Origin of the sequence: Microbacterium sp. NPDC057741 (assembly GCF_042798735.1) — a bacterium.
In the GTDB taxonomy this organism is placed as follows: domain Bacteria; phylum Actinomycetota; class Actinomycetes; order Actinomycetales; family Microbacteriaceae; genus Microbacterium.
The window spans coordinates 772,517-790,978 of record NZ_JBHVJW010000002.1; the positions used below are offsets into that span (position 1 = coordinate 772,517).

The window sequence follows — 18,462 nt, forward strand, 5'->3', positions numbered from 1 at the left end:
CCGTCGTGGGTGATGTGCTTCTCGTACAGGGTTCATTCCCTCAGTGAAGGCCCGGGAAGTCGGTGCCCGGTACTCCATGCGCGGCCTGCTGACGCGCGGCGTCCCGCGCCTCCTTCGCGCACGCTTGACGCGCGCCGCGGCGCGGCGTAGGCCGGAGGGCATGGACCGGTTCCGGGATCGACGCGAGGCGGGGCGGATGCTCGGCGAGAGGCTGTCCGAGCACCCGCGACCGGATGCCGTGGTGCTGGGACTCCCGCGCGGCGGGGTGCCTGTGGCGGCCGAGGTCGCCACGATCCTGCACGCTCCGCTGGACGTGCTCGTGGTGCGCAAGGTCGGTGCGCCGGGTCACGCGGAGTTCGCCATCGGCGCGGTCGGTGAGGACGGCGCGCGAGTGCTGAACGATGGCGCGCATCGCTACGCCGATGAGGCCCTGATCACGGAGGGGATCGAGAGAGAGGCGGCCGAGGTCGCCCGCCGTGTCGAACTCTTCCGCGACGGTGCCCCGGCCGCTGACCTGCGCGGCCGCACAGCAATCGTCATCGACGACGGCGTCGCGACCGGCGCCACAGCGAGGGCCGGCTGCGCGATCGCACGTGCTCGGGGCGCAGCATCCGTCGTCTTCGCGACGCCCGTCGCCGCCCCGGATTCCCTGCCGGGCATCCCCGCCGACGAGGTCGTCTGCCTCAGCGCGCCGACCGGATTCATGGCGGTCGGCATGCACTACGTCGATTTCCGGCAGACCTCTGACTCCGAAGTGATCGCGCTCCTGCGCGCCGCGCGGGACTGATCCTTCTGCTGTCCGATCCATCCCCGTAGCCTGAAAAGATGGATGCCGAGGTCTTCTACGTACTCGTCGGCGCGGTGCTCGTCGCGGCCATCGCCCGCTGGAAGGGCTGGCCGGCACCGCTGCTGGTCACCGTCGTCGCGCTCGCCGCGTCGCTCATCCCGCAGGTGCCCGACCTCGACATCGACGGCCACCTGCTGCTGATCCTGGTGCTGCCTCCGCTGCTGTACTCGGCCGCGCTGGATGTCTCGTTCGTGAGCTTCAAGCGCAGCCTGCCGCAGATCCGAAGGCTCGGCATCGGGCTGGTGCTGGTGACGACCGCTGTCGTGGGGCTCATCGCGTGGCTGATCATGCCCTCGCTCACCCCGTTCGGCGCGCTGCTGCTTGGCGCCATCGTCGCGCCGCCGGATGCGGTCTCCGCGGCAGCCATCGGTCGCAAGCTGGGCCTGCCGCGCCGCATTATGTCGGTGCTCTCGGGCGAGAGCCTGATCAACGACGCCACCTCGCTGACTCTGTTCCGAGTGTTCGCCGCCGCGATCTTCAGCGCGGCGAGCTTCAGCGTCTGGGGCAGCCTCTGGCAGTTCGCGGTCGCGGTCATCGTCGGTGTCGCGATCGGAATGGTGTTCGGCGCCGTGCTGCACCTGGTGCGCATGCGCAGCGACGATCCGGTGATCAACGGAACGCTGGGTCTGCTCGCGCCTTTCGGCGCCTACGCGATCGCCGAGCACCTGAACGGCTCGGGCGTACTCGCCGTCGTCGCGATGGGCCTGTACGTCGGCTTCAACGCGCCGCGCACCAGCTACACGACCCGTCAGCAGGAGAAGCCGCTCTGGCTGTCGGCGGACTTCCTGCTCGAGGCGTTCGTGTTCGCGTACATCGGTCTGCAGCTGCCCCGCGCGATCGCGGAGCTCGGCTCCGGCAGCGTCGGCGGCGTGCTGTGGCTGTCGGTCGCGGTGCTCGTCGTGGTGCTGCTCGTGCGCCCAGCATTCGTCTACCCCGCCAGCATGTGGGGGCAGTGGTGGCAGCAGGTGCGCATCAGGCGCTGGGAGCACGCGCTCGAGTCGGGACGCTTCGCGGAGATGCAGCGCAGGGCGGACGCGGCGAAGGAGAGAGCGGAAGCGACCGCTGCGGCCACAGGTCGTCCCGCTCGCCCCGTGCGCCCGATGAAGTCGCCCGAGCAGATCCGCGCTGAGCTCACCGAGCCGGCGCTGTCCTGGCGCGACAACGCGGTCGTCTCGTGGGCGGGCATGCGCGGCGTCGTCACACTCGCGACGGCTCTCGCCGCCGCCGACCTGGCGGGTCTGAAACCGGATGCCGCGCATGCGATCGTCGTCGTCGCCTTCGTCGTCACTGTGGGCACTCTGCTGCTGCAGGGGCTGACGCTGCCTTGGCTGATCCGCCGGCTCGGGGTGGCCGACGGCGCGGAGGCGGAGGAGGATGCCGCGGAGATCGCCGCCGTCCGCGCGCGCAGCCGCGACGCAGGCAAGGCGTACCTGCGCGGCATGCGGAAGACGTGGGCGGAGAAGCACGGGCAGGATCGGGTCGCGGCGTTCGACGCGTACGCGCAGCGGCTGGTTCGGGTGGAGAACAGCACCGATCAAGCGCAGGCAGAGATGCTCCGTCCGACGCACGAGGAGTTCATGACGCTGTCGAAGGGCTGGCTCGACGTGCGCAGGCAGCTGCTGATCGCGGAGCGGGATGCAGGAAACCTGAGCGAAGAGGTCATGCGCGAACTGATCACCGCGATCGACGCCGAGGAGCTGGCCCTCGACACGAGGGCGGACACCGCGGGGCGCTGAGCGCGGGCGTGCCAGTCTCTCCTCTCGCGGAGAGTCAGGGATGGGTTCCGCGGGTTACGGGCGCGCGGCACCGACGAAAGGCATCCCTGCGCGCGGCGGGGCAGGTCTACGGGGACGGCGGGTCGCGGTCGCGGCGGGGGCGGCGTCTTCCCTGTGCGTGGGGATAGGCTCGCCGTTCGTGGGTACCGTGCCGCCGAAGGGCATCCCTGCGTGTCGTGGTCGCGGCGGGGCGGCGTCTTCCCCGCCCGTGGGGATGGGTTTCGTGGACTAACGGGCGTCGTGCCGTCGAAAGGCATCCTTGTGCGCGCTGGGCGGGCCCACCGGGGACGGCGGGGGATGGGTTTCGCGGGCTAACGGGCGTCGTGCCGCCGAATGGCATCCCTGCGCGCGCTGGGCGCGCCTACCGGGGGATGGCGGGGGATCGGTCTCGCGGGTTCGCGGGGGCAGTGCTGCCGAAAGGCATCCTCGCGGGTCGCGGGTCGCGGGTCGCGGGTCGCGGTCGCGGTCGGGCGGGGCGGCGTCGTCCTCGCGCGTGGGGATGGGTTTCGCGGGCCAACGGGTGTCGTGCCGCCGGAAGGCATCCCTGTGCGCGCTGGGCAGGCCCACCGGGAACGGCGGGGGGATCGGGTTGGCGGGTTCGCGGGGGCAGTGCCGACGAAGGGCATCCTCGCGGGTCGGGATCGTGGGCGGGTCCGCGTCTTCTCGGCACTCAGAGATGGGTATCGCGGGTTCGCGGGCGCGGTACCGCCGGAAAGCATCCCCGGCGTCGCGCCATCGGCGGGGCACCCCGAGGCGCTCAGGGATGGGTTTCGTGGGTTCGCGGGCCAGGCGCCGCCGGAAGGCATCCCTGAGCGCGGCGGGACGACGAAGGCGCCCCGGGAACGGATCCCGAGCCGCCTCCGGCAGGACAGCCGATCAGCGTGTGGAGGCCGGCTCCGCGGCATCCGCCTCTTCCGCGGCCTTCTCGGCTTCCGCGGCCGCCTCGGCGGCCTCGTGCTTCGCGTCGGCGAGGGCCGCGTGCGCTGCATCCTCGACGTCGGCGGCATCCGAGTCGTCCAGGTCCTCGGCGAACGGAAGTCCCTCGCGGGGCGCGTTGTAGAGATCGAGGTCGAGGATGCCCTCGCGCTTGGCGACGATGGTCGGCACGAGCGCCTGACCGGCGACGTTGACCGCGGTGCGGCCCATGTCGAGGATCGGGTCGATCGCGAGCAGCAGGCCGACGCCCTCGAGCGGCAGGCCCAGGGTCGACAGGGTCAGCGTGAGCATGACCACGGCGCCGGTGGTGCCCGCGGTGGCGGCGGACCCGACGACCGAGACGATCACGATCAGCAGGTACTGGAAGAAGTTCAGGTCGACGCCGAAGAACTGTGCGACGAAGATCGCGGCGATGGCCGGGTAGATCGCGGCGCAGCCGTCCATCTTGGTGGTGGCGCCGAGCGGCACGGCGAAGGAGGCGTAGGCGCGGGGCACGCCGAGGTTGCGCTCGGTGACGCGCTCGGTCAGCGGCAGGGTGCCGATCGACGAGCGGCTGACGAAGCCGAGCTGCACGGCGGGCCACACGCCCGAGAAGTACTGCTTGATCGACAGGCCGTGGGTCTTCACGAGGATCGGGTAGACCACGAAGATCACCAGGGCGAGGCCGATGTAGACGGCGCCGGCGAACCAGGCGAGCGATGCGAGCTTGTCCCAGCCGTACTGGACGACCGCGGATCCGATGAGACCGAAGGTGCCGAGCGGGGCGATGCGGATGATCCACCACAGCACCCGCTGGATGACCTTCAGCAGCGATTCGGTGAAGGCGAGGAACGGCTCGGCCTTCCTGCCCGCCTTCAGGGCGGCGATGCCGACGACGGCGGCGACCACGATCACCTGCAGGATGTTGAAGCCCACGTTCGAGGTGTAGGTGCCCTCGACGGCGCCGGGGCCGGTCGAGACGGACAGACCGAGGAAGTTCTGCGGGATCAGGCCGAGCAGGAAGTTCCACCAGGTGCCGACGGCGTACGGGTCGCTGGTTTCGAGGTCCTGACCGGCGCGCGCACCGGGCTGGATGACGAGGCCGAGCACGATGCCGATGACCACGGCGATGAACGCGGTGATCGCGAACCAGAGGATCGTCTGGCCTGCCAGGCGGGCCGCGTTCTGCACGCGGCGCAGGTTGGAGATGCTCGCGACGATCGCGGTGAAGATCAGCGGCACGACTGCGGCCTTCAGAAGCGTGACGTATGAGGTGCCGATCCTGCCGAGGGTGTCGGAGAGGACCGTCGGGCTCGTGGCGCTCGCGCCGAGATTGACGGCGATCAGACCCGCCACAACACCGAGGACCAGGGCGGCGATGATCTGGAAGCCGAACGAGGTCAGCAGCTTGCGGACCGGTCCGCGGGTGTCGGGCGCCTTCTGGCGGCGCGTCGTCGTGGTGCTCATGAAGACTCCAAGTAGGGTGCGCGCCGGGTGCGCGCCTTGGAGGTCAACGTTAGGGGCGGGAATCCATTCCCTGCGGTTCTTAACGAATGATGACGGAGGCAGTGGCCTCCGTCATCATTCCTGCTCCGCGATTACTTGGCGGTGGCGCACTTCTCCATGGAGTCGGTCAGCACGGTCTGAATGAGGTCCTTGCCCTCCTTGCTGACGGCGTCCTTCCCCGAGGCGAGGTTGGCGAGGTCGCTGTCGGAGGCCTTGGAATCGAGCAGCTCCTTCGCCATGCAGTCGGCGATCGCGTCGGTGACAGTGCTGCCTCCGACGATCTTCTGGATGCCGCTGGAGAGGTCGTCGACGCTGGGTCGTGCGGGGGCGCTGCAGGCGGCCAGCGAGAAGGCGATGACGGCGGCGGGGAGGGCGAGAAGAAGGCGCGAGGTGCGCGTGCGCAGGATCCGGTCGGAGTTCATGAGTCCAGGGTACGGGCTCCCAGCGGATCGAAAGGTTCGCGTGCATGGGCAGAACTACCCATGCATTTGTGACGCGACTACTTCGTGGTCAGGCAGGTCTTCGCAGCGTCGTTCAGCACCTTGGTGATGAGCTTCTGGTCGTCGGCCCCCTTGGGCTCCTTGCCCTCGGCGATGGTGTTGAGGGCGCCGTCGGAGATCTTCGAGTCGACGAGCTCCTTGGCGACGCAGTCCGAGACCTTGTCGGTGAAGACCTCGCTGCTGCTCGTGGACTTCGCCGCCTTCTGGATGCCGGCCGAGACGTCGTCGACGCTCGGACGCGCTGCCGGCGCGCTGCACGCCGCCAGCGAGAAGGCGATGGCCGCGGCAGGCAGGACGAGGAGGAGTCGCTTGAGGCTCATGGGCTCCAGGGTACGTGGCGGGCCTGGGCGGATGCCCGGCTCGTCACTTCGCCGGGATGATGGCGGCCTTCTCGTTCAGGCCCTGCAGCACGGGAAGCGGGTTCCGAGTCGTGCACGTGACGATGATCATGAACCCGTAGGCGGATTGCTCCAGTGCGCGGGCGGCCGCCGCCCACTTCGTGGTGCCGTCCGCGCCAGTGGCGATCAGGGCAGGAAGGATGTCGTTGTACGGGTAGGTGAACGAGAGGCGCCCCTCGGCCTTCGCGGATGCGTTCCACGAGCGCTCAGCGAGGATGGCGTCGAGCAGGTGCTTGGTGGCCACCCGATCATCGCCGGTCAGGTCGCCGGACTCGAGCCGGAACTGGTCGAACTCGGCGGTGCAGGCCTTGTCCGCGGAGGTGTACGTCCAGTAGCCCTCACCGCTGTCGGGGTGAGTGAGAGTCCAGTCCTTGCCCTGTGTCATCGACTCGTCCGACCAGGTCGTTTGCTTGGAACCGTACAGAGTGCTGCTCTCGTCGAAGTTGACGGGGTCACTCGTGTGCCTGACGTCGACCGTCAGATGATCGAGGAGAGAGTTGGCGGATGCCACGGCGTCGACCTTGGCAGGGCACGACACCTCGAGTCCGAGTGCGGTGTGCAACGGGGCGAACACCCGTCGTAGGACAGCGGCCGAGGAGCCGTCGGTGCCGGTCAGTACGAGCGAGCGGAACTGGACGCGTCTGTTCTGACCCGTGATGTCGGTGGTGCTGTCGTAGATGTTGGCGGCGGCGTTCGCCGGTAGGTCGCGGTCCTTCAGGATCGCGGCGTCGGAGAGCGCCTTGTCGTCTGTTCCGCTCTCTGTGCTCGTCTGGGTGAGCGAGATCTCGCAGGTGGACTTGTCGTCGGTGAACGTCCACAGCCCGGCATGAGTCGTTCCCGTGCTCATGCCGGGGGAGTAGCCGCCCGTCCACATCGCGAGCATGTGCCAGCCGACAGACCACTCCTCGGGGTCGAGCTTCGCGCCGGACTCGTAGTCGAGAAGCGGCGGGTGCCCCGTGGGTCGGGTGGGCTCGGCGGACTCTGTCGGGCTTGGTGACGGACGTGCGGCCTTCGCGCTGCCGGGCGCGCAGCCGTTGAGCAGCGGAACGACGAGTGCTGCCGCGATCAGCGAGACCGCGGTCGTTCGCAGCAAAGAATCGACGCCCATCAGCGTCCCTTTCCCCCGTAGACGGCTCGCCCCAGGCATCCGTCTGAAGGGCATTTTCCGCCTCGCGGCTCGTGCGCGCAAGAGGGCTTCGGGCGGTTCGGAGCGTTGTGTGAGCGAGGAACGAGCGCGACAGAACGTCTTCAGCTCACCCGTCGCCGGGCATCCGGTTTCGGAGCCGGAAGCATCTCGACGGTGACGCCGTCGAGGAGCGATCCGGGCGTGATCCGCAGCGCGTCCGCGATGCGGATCAGCGTCGGGATGTTCATCAGCGAACGCCCCTTCTCATAACCCCGGATGTTGGCGGAGTCGATCTCGCTGAGCACTGCGAGCTGGTCCTGCGTGAGCCCCCGGTGCACGCGCTGTGCAGAGATCAGCTCGCCGATGCGGACGGCAGCTGGGGAGGGGACGCGGGGCACCCATCAAGCGTGGGGAATGTCCGTGACTTGTGCCAGGGTTAACAAACCCGGGTACTAGTACCATCCTGGGTTCACCGGGGAGGTGGGGATGGGCGAGGCGCGCCTGGAATCCGAGTCGCTCGATGCGCTTCTGGCGGAGTTCCGTGAGCTGGCGGACAGCAAACGGATGGCGGGGAACTACCTCGAGCAGCTCGCACGCCACTATCTGACGGTCGAGCCGCTGTGGGCGGACCAGCTCGGCGCGGTGTGGCTCTGGAGGGACTGGCCCGGGCGAGACGGGAAGCCCGACACCGGCATCGACCTTGTCGCCGAGATCCAGGGTGGCGGGCTGTTGGCCGTGCAGGTCAAATTCTTCGCCGAGACGCACCGGATGCAGAAGGGCGATCTGGACTCGTTCTTCGAGGCGATGGGCAAGGAACCCTTCACAGAGGGGCTCGTCATCGACACGACGAGTGCGCCGTGGTCGGCCAACGCCGAAGAAGCGCTGAAGAACCGTACGAAGCCCGTTCGCCGAGTCTCCCTCGCTGAGCTCCGGCACAGCTCGATCGACTGGTCGACCTACGAGCTGCTGAAGCCCGAGGTCGCGCCGGAGCGCCATGCGCTGAAGACTCTGCGCGCGCACCAGCACGAAGCTGTGCACGCCGTCATGGAGGGCCTCGATCCCGCCGGCGAGCAGCATCGCGGCAAGTTGATCATGGCCTGCGGGACGGGCAAGACTTTCACGGCGCTCAAGCTCGCCGAGCGCTGGACCAACGAGTACGCCGGTGGCGCATCGACCGTGTTGTTCATGGTGCCGTCGCTGGCATTGCTGCAGCAGTCCCTCGACGAGTGGTCGCGCGAGCGGGACCCGGAACTGGGCTTCCGGGCGTTCGCGGTCGGTTCGGACTCGAACATCGGGCGCCGCAAGAACGACGATCTCACCAGCGTGCTCATGGAGGACCTGGGCGCGCCGGCGACGACCGACGGCAAGGCGCTCGCGAAGCTGCTGGGCGATGTGGATGAGGAGCACGAGGGTCTCACCGTCGTGTTCTCGACATACCAGTCGATCGATGCCGTGGCGGAGGCGCAGCGTCTTCGCGGTGACACCTTCGACCTGGTGATCTGCGACGAGGCGCATCGTACGACCGGCGTCACGCTCGCTGATGAGAGCGAATCGCACTTCGTGAAGGTGCATGACAACAACGTCATCCCCGCGACCGCCCGCGTCTATATGACGGCGACCCCACGCATCTTCGCGCCGGAGGTCAAGAACGCGGCCTCCCAGAAGTCGGCCGAGCTCGTCTCGATGGACGACGAGGAGCTGTTCGGCCGGGTGCTGTACCGGATCGGCTTCGATGAGGCCGTCCGCAAAGGGCTGCTCACCGACTACAAGGTGGTGGTCCTGGGCATCAGCGAGGACGAGATCGTGGAGTCGCTGCAGCAGGAGCTCGCGCACGAGGGGCGCGAACTCGCAGTGACGGATGTCGCCAAGCTCATCGGATGTTGGAACGCGCTTGCCAAGCGCAACGCGGGCACGATCGCCGAGGGCTTCGGAGTGGACGCCGCGCCAATGCGACGTGCTGTCGCATTCGCGAAGGACATCAAGACGTCCCAGGGCGTCGCGGGTGACTTCACCGCGCTGGTCGAGGGACACCTCTCGAACATCGAGAACGAAGACAAGACCGACGACCTGACCATCGAGGCCCAGCACGTCGACGGCACGATGAATGCCACGCAGCGAGGTGAGCTGCTCGACTGGCTGAAGGCCGCGCCGGAGGAGGATCAATACGGCCGCCCTGTCGCTCGCGTACTGACGAACGCTCGCTGCCTGAGCGAGGGCGTAGACGTCCCGAGCCTCGACGCGGTGTTGTTCCTCAGCCCGCGCAAGAGCCAGGTCGACGTCGTGCAGGCGGTCGGTCGTGTGATGCGTCGCTCGCCCGAGAAGAAGCTCGGCTACATCTTGCTGCCGATCGCGATCCCGGCGGGGATCGCGCCCGAGGAGGCCCTGAACGACAACGAGCGGTACAAGGTCGTCTGGCAGGTTCTGCAGGCGCTGCGTGCGCACGACGAGCGGCTGGACGCCGCGATCAACCAGGCCGCGTTCACTGGGAAGCTGCCGGAGCAGGTGCTGATCGAGCGAGTCAGCCTGACCTCGACGAAGAAGCGTGAGGGGTCGGCATTCGATGCTCCGGTCGACAAGGGCCCCGGGGATGAATCGGGCTCAGGCCCGTCGCACTTGGCACCGACGCTGCCCGGTCTCACTTCGACGGCGGATGCCTGGAAGGACTCCGTCTACGCGAAGCTCGTCGCCAAGGTCGGCGACCGCATGTATTGGGACGACTGGGCCGGTGACATCGCCGAGATCGCGCAGCGGTTCATCGCCCTGATCGCTGCGCATGTGAACGCGCCGGAGAACGACCGGTCCCCGTTCGAGAACTTCGTGAATGCGCTGCGCGCGACGGTGAACCCCGATGTCTCCGAGGCCGAGGCCATCGAGCTGCTCGCGCAGCACCTCATCACCAAGCCGGTGTTCGAGGCGATGTTCCCCGAGGAGTCGTTCACGCAGGACAACCCGGTGTCGACCGCAATGGAACACGTGCTCGAGACCTTCCACGAGAACACAGCGTTCGCCCGGGAGCGCGAGCCCCTCGACGCGTTCTACAGCCGCGTCACGGGGCGCATCCGCGGACTCGACACCGTCAGCGCGAAGCAGCAGATGCTCGTCACCCTGTACGACAAGTTCTTCACGAAGGCGTTCCCGCTGCTCGCAGACCGCATGGGCATCGTCTTCACGCCGGTGGAGGTCGTCGACTACATCCTGCGGTCGGCGGATGCCGTGTACTTCCAGCACTTCGGCAGGCATCTGAGCGACGAGGGCGTGAACATCCTCGAGCCGTTCGCAGGCACGGGAACGTTCCTGACCCGACTCATGCAGACCGGACTGATCAAGCCGGAGGACCTCACACGTAAGTACACGCAGGAGCTGTTCGCGAACGAGATCGTGCTGCTGAGCTACTACATCGCCGCGGTCAACATCGAGAGCGTGTATCGGGAGCTGTGCGCGGAGCACGGTTTCGAGCCCGCGGAAGGTGGCTTCGCCGGCATTTCGCTCACGGACACGTTCGCGATGGACGAGCGCGACAGCCAGCTGGCGGGCGGGGTGTTTCCGGAGAACACCGCGCGGCTCGAGAAGCAGCGTGCGGCGAAGGTCGACGTCATCGTGATGAACCCGCCTTATCGGGCGGGGCAGGCGAGCGCGAACGACGGCGCGCAGAACGCTAAGTACAAGATCATGGATGATCGGATCGCGGAGACGTACGCGAAGCGATCCTCTGCCGCGAACAAGAACGGACTCTACGACTCGTATTATCGGGCTCTACGCTGGGCCGCCGATCGTCTGGGCGACGAGGGCGTGATCGCATTCGTCTCGAACTCGGGCTTCATCGATGGGGGCACGGCCGACGGCGTTCGGTTGAGCTGGGGCGACGAGTTCAGCGACGTGATCGTCTATAACCTGCGTGGCAATCAGCGTGTCAAGAACTGGCAGGCCGAGGGCGGAAAGGTCTTCGGCGAGGGCTCGCAGACTGGAATTGCCATCACGATCCTCGTGAAGGATGAGGCCCCTGTCGGCCCGGTACGCGTGCACTACGCGGACATCGGCGACTACCTCAGCCGCGAGGAGAAGCTGGACCGACTACGTCTCGACCGCTCGCTTGACGGAACAAGCTTCCAGACACTCGTTCCAAACGATGCCGGGGATTGGATCAACCAGCGCGATGACCGGTATGGCATTTGGCAGCCAATCGGGGACAAGGCCACGAAAGGCCAACCAACCACGACGGGCGTTTTCCGCGACTACTCGTTGGGCATAGACACCAAGCGCGACGCGTGGGTGCTCAGCTTCAGCGCCTCTGACGTGACGCGCAACGGACGTAAGTCAATCGACGAGTTCAACGAACTCGTCGACGATGGCACCCGCCCAGTCGACTCCGCACGCATCGCCTGGTCCCGAAAGATGGAATCGCGTCGTCGCTCAGGAAAGCGACTTGAGGTCGCGATCCCGCCCACCCGGATTGCCGCCTATAGGCCGTTTCTCAAGCAGCATGTGTGGTTTGACCGACAACTCATTGACCTCCCCGGGATCTCCGAACGCGCGTGGCCGGCCAGTGCACATTCGAATCTCGCAATCGCGGTTGGCAGCGACGCCCGCAACAAGACCCTGCCGATGCTGGTCAGCACCATCCCCAGCCTGGACTTCAGCGGAGCCTCACAGCTCTTCCCCCGTTACACCTGGGAACCGGCATCCGCTCCTGACGGCGCCCTGAATCTCGAGGCTCTCGCGGCATCCGATTCCGATGAGGTCGTCGATGGTTATCGTCGCGTCGACAACATCACCGACGCGACGCTGGACACCTACCGCAAGGTTCAGGGCGACGACGTCACGAAGGACGACATCTTCTACGGGATCTACGCGCTGCTGCATCATCCGACGTACCGCGAGACCTACGCTGCTGATCTGCAGAAGATGCTCCCGCGCATCCCCCAGGTGAAGGGGTTCCTCGAGTACGCTCGGATCGGCCGCGCTCTCGCCGCGCTGCACGTCGACTATGAGTCCGTCAAGCAGGCCGATCTCGGTGAGACGATCACCTCGATCGATCCGCCAGCCGACCCCTACGAGCTGTACCGTATCGAGAAGCTGTCCTGGCTCTCGCGCAAGGACCACACGGCTATCCGCTACAACGCGAGCCTCACGATCACCGGCATTCCCGAGGACGAGGCGCTCTACAAGGTCGGCGGCCGCAGTCCGCTCGAGTGGGTTGTCGACCGCTATCAAGTGAAGACCGACAAGGCGTCCGGCATCGTGAACGATCCGAACGCGTGGCTGCGCGAGCAGGAGAACCCGCGGTACGTCGTCGACCTCATCCGCTCGCTCGTCACAGTCAGTCTGGAGACCCAGCGCCTGATCGCCGAGCTCCCCCCGTTCGAGGTGATTGAGTGACAGTGACGTGGAGCGCCTCCGCGCCGGAGTGGATCACGGCAGCGGCATGTTCTCGCACTGTTCGGCGTTGGCGCGATCGTCTGGCAGATCGCGCTTCAGAAGAAGCAGCTGATCCGTGACATCGAGAACGACTACGTGCAGCGCTACTGGCAGATCCGCGATGCGATCGATGCGGCAGAGTCAGGGAGCGCAGAGGAGCGTCGCTGGCGGTTCGCGTACATCCGGCTCTGCGAGGACGAGATCGACCTTCACGAGATGCGTGGTCGTGTGACCCGCGCGACTTGGAACCAGTGGAGCAACGGGATGAAGGCAGAGCTCCTCTCGAAGGATCTGTACGCGGATCTGGTCAAGGAAGCGCCCGCCGACTCCCTCCGGGGCGTCCGTGCTCTGCTGCCCCTCGCCGACAGTGCGCGTGCCGAGTGATCGAGCGTGAGGTCCGGTAATCGGAACGCGGAAGGGAAGGGTCGCGGTCGCGGCACTTGTCGCCGTCGGCTTGCTGGGGATCGGTGCCGCAGTCGGTATCGCCATCGGAAGTGCGCAGGAAAGTCCATCTGCACTCCAGAAGGCGTCTACAGCGCAGCTTCACGAGTCTTCAAGGTCTGCTCCGCCATCGGCTCAACCTCAGCCGTCGTCGGAGCCCGTAATGTCGACCGACTCGGACAAGGTCACGCCTCAGCCTGACCCTCGATCTGATGAGGTGCAACAGCAGCCCGCTCAGCCCCGGCCGAAAGAGCGGAGGTCGCCAGAGACCGCTCGAGTCTGTCCGGTGGGAGCCGTGGGTTGGACGTATGACTCGGTTGCGTACACCGAGTCAGCGACGTCCGTGGTTCGTAATCTAGGCAGCGGCAACGAGTACGACGTGAGCGCCACGATCAGGGTGTTCAACTCCAGTAACTGGACAGTTCATCTGAACTCATTGTCGGTGCCGATTGACTATCGGACCGCACGGGGTAACGACTCCATTCCGGTTGCCCTCGGCGAGATCACTTTGAAGCCCGAGGAAGAGCAAGTGTTGACGACGGGTTGGCGAAACGCCGTCATGGTCCGTGAGAACGAGACCTTTGACAACAACTGGTCGCCGTCGCGATTCACCCCTCCCTCGATGTTCTCGTGGGTCGATCCTCCCGCCGGCTGCGATTCAGGTGGCCCGTACAACGTCACGTTCGTGCGTTGAGCGTGTGTCCGAGTTCTCTGCCAGTATTCGGGTAGGGACACGGGCGCCAGGGAGGGCGCCCACGAACGTGGGGAGCGTCACATGGGTTATGCCGTCATCGATCTGGAGACCACTGGCTTCTCGCCGGCGCGGGGCGATCGCATCGTCGAGATCGGCGTCGTTCTCCTCGATGAGGCAGGCAACGTCGAGGACGAGTGGACCACTCTCGTCAACCCGCAGCGCGATGTCGGTCCGACGCACGTGCACGGCATCCATGCGAGCGATGTCGTCGACGCTCCGCTGTTCGGAGACGTCGCGGCTCAGCTCGTGGGCCTTCTGAGCGGTCGCACACTCGCCGCACACAACCAGGAGTTCGACCTCCGATTCCTCCGCGCGGAGTTGGCCGCACACGGATACATGCTTCCGGCAGAATACTCCGCGCTCTGCACCATGCTCTGGTCGCGCGCATCCTTCGGAGCGGCGAAGCTCAATGACGTGTGCAGCGTCCTCTCGATCGAGCACGGCTCAGCCCATGCGGCGCTGGGGGATGCGCGCGCGACAGGCGCTGTCATCGCCGTGCTGATTCGAGAACGCGGACACTCGCGACAGTGGGAATCCGACGCTCTGAGGGCAATCTTCCCCCTGGCATCTGACGGTCTGCCGGCGAAGCAGAATTCTCCGAGGGCGGCCATCGGGACTGCGACGCCCATGGCCTTCATCGACACGGCGTCGCTCCCGCTCTGGGAACGGGTCAGCATCACGCTCGACACCTCCGACGCTGCGGCCGCCGTGTACCTCGACATGTTGGCGCGCGTGCTCGAGGACGGCCTCATCTCGACGATGGAGTACTCGCGCCTGGAAGCGATCGCGGAGGTCGCCCACCTCAGTGCCGGACGCATCAATGAGCTTCACGCCGCATATCTCGAGGCGGCCACGGCCGAAGCTCTCGCTGACGGGACGGTCACCGCGGATGAGAAGCGCGAACTCGAGCAGATCGCAACCATCCTCGATCTGCCGGCGCCCGAGATCCCCGTTCCTATTCCGGTTGCGCGAGCCATCCCCGCGGAGAAGATGCGCGGAGACGCGCCAGGACCGATCGCTGCGACCGGCGCTTCCTTCACCCTCGTACTGGGAGCGCGCATCGTGTTCACAGGCACGATGAGCCGCCCGCGCGAAGCGTGGGCATACGCGATCGCCGATGCCGGGTTCGTGACGGGCAGCGTCACCAAGAACTGCGTCGTGCTGGTCGCAGAAGATCCGATGAGCCAGTCCGGCAAGGCGAAGACTGCCCGAGCCCACGGCATCCCGATCGTGACGGAGGCCGAGTTCATCACGGCGTTCGACGCGTTCATCCTGCAGCACGGCCTGGCAGCTGGATGAAACGCCCCGGTCCACAAGGCCGATCCGCGAACGTGACTTGTGCCAGGGTTAACGAACCCGGATATGAGTTCCTCACGCCGCTACAGACGTACCCGCTGAGGACGGTTCAGGAGATCGCACTATGAAGACCGATGTCGTCAAGCCTCAGGAGATCTTCTTCAATCCGACGCGGCTGCTCGTGCCTCTGTTTCAGCGGCCCTACGTGTGGTCGAAGGAGACTCAGTGGCAACCGCTCTGGGAAGACATCGTTCGGCTTATCGAGGTCATCTCGAAGCATGATGACGCGGCGACGCACTTCTTGGGAGCGATCGTCACTCAGCAGGTGCAGACCGGGTTAGGGAGCCTGCCCGCAGCGAACGTCATCGATGGGCAGCAGAGGCTGACGACGTTGCAGCTCCTTCTCGATGCCCTGCACGCCGAACTGGAGAGCCGCGGCTGGAAGGCGCTTGCGGGGCGGGTTCGTCCTCTCGTCGAGAATCCGGCCGACAGCTGCGAGACCGACGACGAGCGCTACAAGCTGTGGCCGACGAACAGGGACCGGGATGCCTTCACCGACGTGATGTCGGCGCCGACGCCGGTCGACTATGCGAATTTGCCGGCCTCGCGGCTGAGGGATGCCCACAGATTCTTTGCCGAGTCGATCGCCGAATGGCTCGGCCAGGGCGATGATGCTGAGGAGCGCGCGAGGGTGCTCGTGGCCGCCATCAAGGATCGGCTCGAGATCGCGAGCATCTCCCTCGACCGGAATGAAGATGCCCAGGCGATCTTCGAGACTCTGAACGCACGCGGGACGCCGCTCTCGGCCGCCGACCTCATCAAGAACTTCATCTTCCAGCAGGTCCCCGCTGCGGATGCGGAGCAGGCCTACACGTCGAACTGGGCGGAGTTCGAAACACCGTGGTGGGAGGCCGAGGTCACGCGCGGCCGTGTCACCCACACCAGGGCATCGTTGTTCCTCTGGCAGTGGCTGATCGCGCGCACCCTCACCGAGTTCCCCATCCGTGAAGTGTTCACGCAGTTCAAGCACTACGTGAACACGGTCGCGAAGGATGTCGTCGCGGTGCTCCCGCGGATCAGAGCAGCGGCTGATCGATACCGGGCGGTCATTGAGGGAGCTGAGCAGCCGAACGGCCAGCTCACCCGGCCGCAGCTTTTCGAATATCGGGTGGCCACCCTCGACTCCGAGGTCGCACGACCTGTTCTGATCTGGCTCGATGAACCCGAGCAGGCGGGCATTTCGTCGAATGAGCGAACTCGGTTCCTCGACATCCTGGAGAGTTGGTTCGTGCGCCGTGCCCTGGTCAAGGCATCGTCGAAGGGATCGAATCGGTTCGTCGTCGATCTGTTGGTGCACCTGAGCGAGCAGTCGAGCGAAGAGGTCGCGGACGCCCTGCAAGGATTCCTGGTAGCCAACGAATCCTCCGGCGGCTACTGGCCCGGCGATGACCAGGTCCGGGAAGCGCTCACGGGTGCCACGGCGTACTGGACCTACGTTCGCGCCCGGCTCCGCATGGTTCTCGAGGCGCTGGAGGACGACAAGCGCGGGTACCCCGACGGCAGGCGACTCGCAATGGGGCCGATCGTCCGAGGAAGGGCGACGATCGAGCACCTGATGCCGCAGGAGTGGCGCAAGCACTGGGACGCGGATCTCGATGAGGAACAACAGGCGCTGCGGCGACGAGCCGTGCAGCAGCAGGGCAATCTGACTATCGTCACACAGGCGCTCAACAGCCGCGTGTCGAATGGGTCCTGGGAGAAGAAGCGCGAGCACTTCCTACACTCCGATGACGTGCTGATCACCAAGGAAGCGCTGGCGATCGCGGGCGACGGCGAGTGGAGCGAAGTGACCATCGAGGCACGTACGGCCCAGATGATCGAGCAGATCACGCGTTTGTGGCCGGTGCCGGCAGGACACATCGGCGTGATCGCCGACCGTGCGGCGAAGAAGACTCCCTCGGTCACAGTGGATCTCGCCCAGCTGGTGTCATCCGGTTGGCTCACGGTGGGTGAGAGGCTGGTCTCGCGGAAGCGTGACGACGCGAGGACCGCCGCAGTCGCGCAGGACGGACGGATCTTCATCGGCGATGCGTCATACGAGACGCCCTCTGCCGCAGGCAAGGCCATCCTCGGAAGAGGCGTCAACGGATGGTGGTTCTGGCGGGTATCGGCCACGGGAAAGTCGCTCTATGAAATCCGTGATGAGTATGTGGCGGGCCTCGGTGAAGCCGAGACCGACTCGGACGAGGACCTGGTCGACGACGCATCCTTCGCGGAGGTCGGAGAGTGACCCCTACTCACGACCTCCCCACCCTCGCCACCCGTTGGCTCACAGCCCTCGACGCCGTGCTCCCCGCTGCGCGCGCCCTGCGCCGCGAGCTGCACGCCGACCCGCACGTGTCCGGTCACGAGGCCCCGACGCGCGACCGTCTGGTCGCGGCGATGAGCGACGTCACCTCGTTCACGCCGATGACGGATGCTGGGGCCGTGGGCCGCATCGGCCCGGCCGAAGGCCCGGCGATCGCGCTCCGCGCCGAACTCGACGCGCTGCCGGTGGCGGAGCAGACCGGGGCATCCTTCGCGTCGACCAACGGCACGATGCACGCCTGCGGACACGACGTGCATCAGGCCGCCCTCGTCGCACTGATGCGCGCCGCGCATCGTGTCGACCTTCCGTTCGGCCTGGTCGGACTGCTCCAGCCGCGGGAAGAGACGTCTCCTCCCGGCGCGCAGGAGATGGTCGAGGCCGGTGTCATCGAGCAGTACGGCATCGCCCACGTCATCGGAGCCCACGTGCACCCTGGCGTGACGCCCGGCGCGGTCGCAGCCGCCGGAGGCTTCGTCAACGCCGCAGCCGACGAGATCGACATCCGCATCGAGGGGCGAGGTGGGCACGGCGCCTACCCTCACCTCGCCAGTGATGCGGTCGCCGCGATCGCGCACATCGCCATCGGCATCCAAGAGGTCGTCCGCCGCACGATCACGCCGGTGCGTCCGGCGCTGATCACCGTCGGCACGATGAACGCGGGGCATGGCGTCGCCAACGTTCTTCCGGCACAGGCGCATATCCGGGCGACGATGCGCACCACGGACGTCCGCGATCGCACGGCCCTCTTCGAAGCGGTGCGCACCATGGCTGAGCGCACCGCTGAGGCGTACGGCACGACCGCGACGGCAACCCTCATTGACGGACAGCCGGCGCTCATCAACGATCACGACCTGGCACTCGGCATCAGCGGATGGCTCACGAGGCTCGGCATCCCCGGCGACGAGCCGATGCGCTCGCTCGGCGCCGACGACTTCGCCTACTTCTGCGAGGCGGTCCCCTCCGCCATGCTGTTCGTCGGCGTCGAGACCGCGGGGGAGGAGCCGCAGCCCACCCTGCACCACCCCCGGTTCCTACCTGACGAGAGCGCCGTCGACGTCACCGCGCACGCTCTGCTGGCCGGGTGTCTCGCCGCGGCCGAAAGGCTGCTGGCCGCCGAATAG

General features: G+C 66.7%; 13 protein-coding genes. 8 read left to right on the top strand and 5 right to left on the bottom strand.

The window, feature by feature from the left end; genetic code table 11:
• Positions 1 to 160 precede the first annotated feature (160 nt).
• Both ACFVDO_RS10555 and ACFVDO_RS10560 read left to right on the top strand, forming a co-directional pair.
• Positions 161 to 787, top strand: a complete 627-nt coding sequence (locus ACFVDO_RS10555) for a phosphoribosyltransferase (protein WP_378855956.1) — start codon at positions 161 to 163, stop codon at positions 785 to 787.
• Positions 788 to 825: 38 nt separating this feature from the next.
• Positions 826 to 2,583: a cation:proton antiporter gene (locus ACFVDO_RS10560; protein ID WP_378855954.1), complete on the top strand. Its 1,758-nt coding sequence runs from the start codon at positions 826 to 828 to the stop codon at positions 2,581 to 2,583.
• Between the two features lie 915 nt (positions 2,584 to 3,498).
• On the opposite strand, the gene ACFVDO_RS10565 is transcribed toward ACFVDO_RS10560, so the two are convergent.
• The 5 genes from ACFVDO_RS10565 to ACFVDO_RS10585 form a co-directional block, all read right to left on the bottom strand.
• On the bottom strand, positions 3,499 to 5,004 hold the full coding sequence (locus ACFVDO_RS10565; protein WP_378855951.1) for a dicarboxylate/amino acid:cation symporter: 1,506 nt from the start codon (positions 5,002 to 5,004) through the stop codon (positions 3,499 to 3,501).
• A 131-nt stretch (positions 5,005 to 5,135) separates the two neighbouring features.
• A complete protein-coding gene (locus tag ACFVDO_RS10570; protein ID WP_378855949.1) occupies positions 5,136 to 5,465 on the bottom strand; it encodes a hypothetical protein in 330 nt (109 codons plus the stop codon).
• Between the two features lie 77 nt (positions 5,466 to 5,542).
• Positions 5,543 to 5,863, bottom strand: a complete 321-nt coding sequence (locus ACFVDO_RS10575) for a hypothetical protein (RefSeq protein WP_378855947.1) — start codon at positions 5,861 to 5,863, stop codon at positions 5,543 to 5,545.
• A 43-nt stretch (positions 5,864 to 5,906) separates the two neighbouring features.
• Positions 5,907 to 7,049: a hypothetical protein gene (locus ACFVDO_RS10580; protein WP_378855945.1), complete on the bottom strand. Its 1,143-nt coding sequence runs from the start codon at positions 7,047 to 7,049 to the stop codon at positions 5,907 to 5,909.
• Between the two features lie 140 nt (positions 7,050 to 7,189).
• Positions 7,190 to 7,465 (bottom strand): helix-turn-helix domain-containing protein, encoded by a 276-nt coding sequence (locus tag ACFVDO_RS10585; protein ID WP_378855943.1) that lies wholly within the window; start codon positions 7,463 to 7,465, stop codon positions 7,190 to 7,192.
• 88 nt (positions 7,466 to 7,553) lie between these two features.
• On the opposite strand from ACFVDO_RS10585, the gene ACFVDO_RS10590 reads away from it, so the two are divergent.
• The 6 genes from ACFVDO_RS10590 to ACFVDO_RS10615 all read left to right on the top strand — a co-directional run bounded on the left by ACFVDO_RS10590 (position 7,554) and on the right by ACFVDO_RS10615 (position 18,462).
• A complete protein-coding gene (locus ACFVDO_RS10590; protein ID WP_378855941.1) occupies positions 7,554 to 12,443 on the top strand; it encodes a type ISP restriction/modification enzyme in 4,890 nt (1,629 codons plus the stop codon).
• Positions 12,444 to 12,578: 135 nt separating this feature from the next.
• Entirely contained in the window at positions 12,579 to 12,866 is a 288-nt protein-coding gene (locus ACFVDO_RS10595; RefSeq protein ID WP_378855939.1) for a hypothetical protein, read from the top strand.
• A gap of 436 nt (positions 12,867 to 13,302) precedes the next feature.
• A complete protein-coding gene (locus ACFVDO_RS10600; protein WP_378855937.1) occupies positions 13,303 to 13,617 on the top strand; it encodes a hypothetical protein in 315 nt (104 codons plus the stop codon).
• Positions 13,618 to 13,698: 81 nt separating this feature from the next.
• Positions 13,699 to 14,976, top strand: coding sequence for an exonuclease domain-containing protein (locus ACFVDO_RS10605; RefSeq protein WP_378855935.1), 1,278 nt, complete (start codon positions 13,699 to 13,701; stop codon positions 14,974 to 14,976).
• 121 nt (positions 14,977 to 15,097) lie between these two features.
• Entirely contained in the window at positions 15,098 to 17,263 is a 2,166-nt protein-coding gene (locus ACFVDO_RS10610; protein WP_378855933.1) for a DUF262 domain-containing protein, read from the top strand.
• Entirely contained in the window at positions 17,260 to 18,462 is a 1,203-nt protein-coding gene (locus tag ACFVDO_RS10615; RefSeq protein ID WP_378855931.1) for a M20 family metallopeptidase, read from the top strand. The genes ACFVDO_RS10610 and ACFVDO_RS10615 overlap by 4 nt, the downstream gene beginning before the upstream one ends.

Bases quoted from the DNA above. Each gene is read 5' to 3' on its own strand.
- ACFVDO_RS10575 (WP_378855947.1), bottom strand. From the start codon at position 5,863: ATGAGCCTCAAGCGACTCCTCCTCGTCCTGCCTGCCGCGGCCATCGCC.
- ACFVDO_RS10610 (WP_378855933.1), top strand. From the start codon at position 15,098: ATGAAGACCGATGTCGTCAAGCCTCAGGAGATCTTCTTCAATCCGACG.
- ACFVDO_RS10590 (WP_378855941.1), top strand. From the start codon at position 7,554: ATGGGCGAGGCGCGCCTGGAATCCGAGTCGCTCGATGCGCTTCTGGCG.
- ACFVDO_RS10580 (WP_378855945.1), bottom strand. From the start codon at position 7,049: ATGGGCGTCGATTCTTTGCTGCGAACGACCGCGGTCTCGCTGATCGCG.
- ACFVDO_RS10605 (WP_378855935.1), top strand. From the start codon at position 13,699: ATGGGTTATGCCGTCATCGATCTGGAGACCACTGGCTTCTCGCCGGCG.
- ACFVDO_RS10570 (WP_378855949.1), bottom strand. From the start codon at position 5,465: ATGAACTCCGACCGGATCCTGCGCACGCGCACCTCGCGCCTTCTTCTC.
- ACFVDO_RS10560 (WP_378855954.1), top strand. From the start codon at position 826: ATGGATGCCGAGGTCTTCTACGTACTCGTCGGCGCGGTGCTCGTCGCG.
- ACFVDO_RS10555 (WP_378855956.1), top strand. From the start codon at position 161: ATGGACCGGTTCCGGGATCGACGCGAGGCGGGGCGGATGCTCGGCGAG.
- ACFVDO_RS10565 (WP_378855951.1), bottom strand. From the start codon at position 5,004: ATGAGCACCACGACGACGCGCCGCCAGAAGGCGCCCGACACCCGCGGA.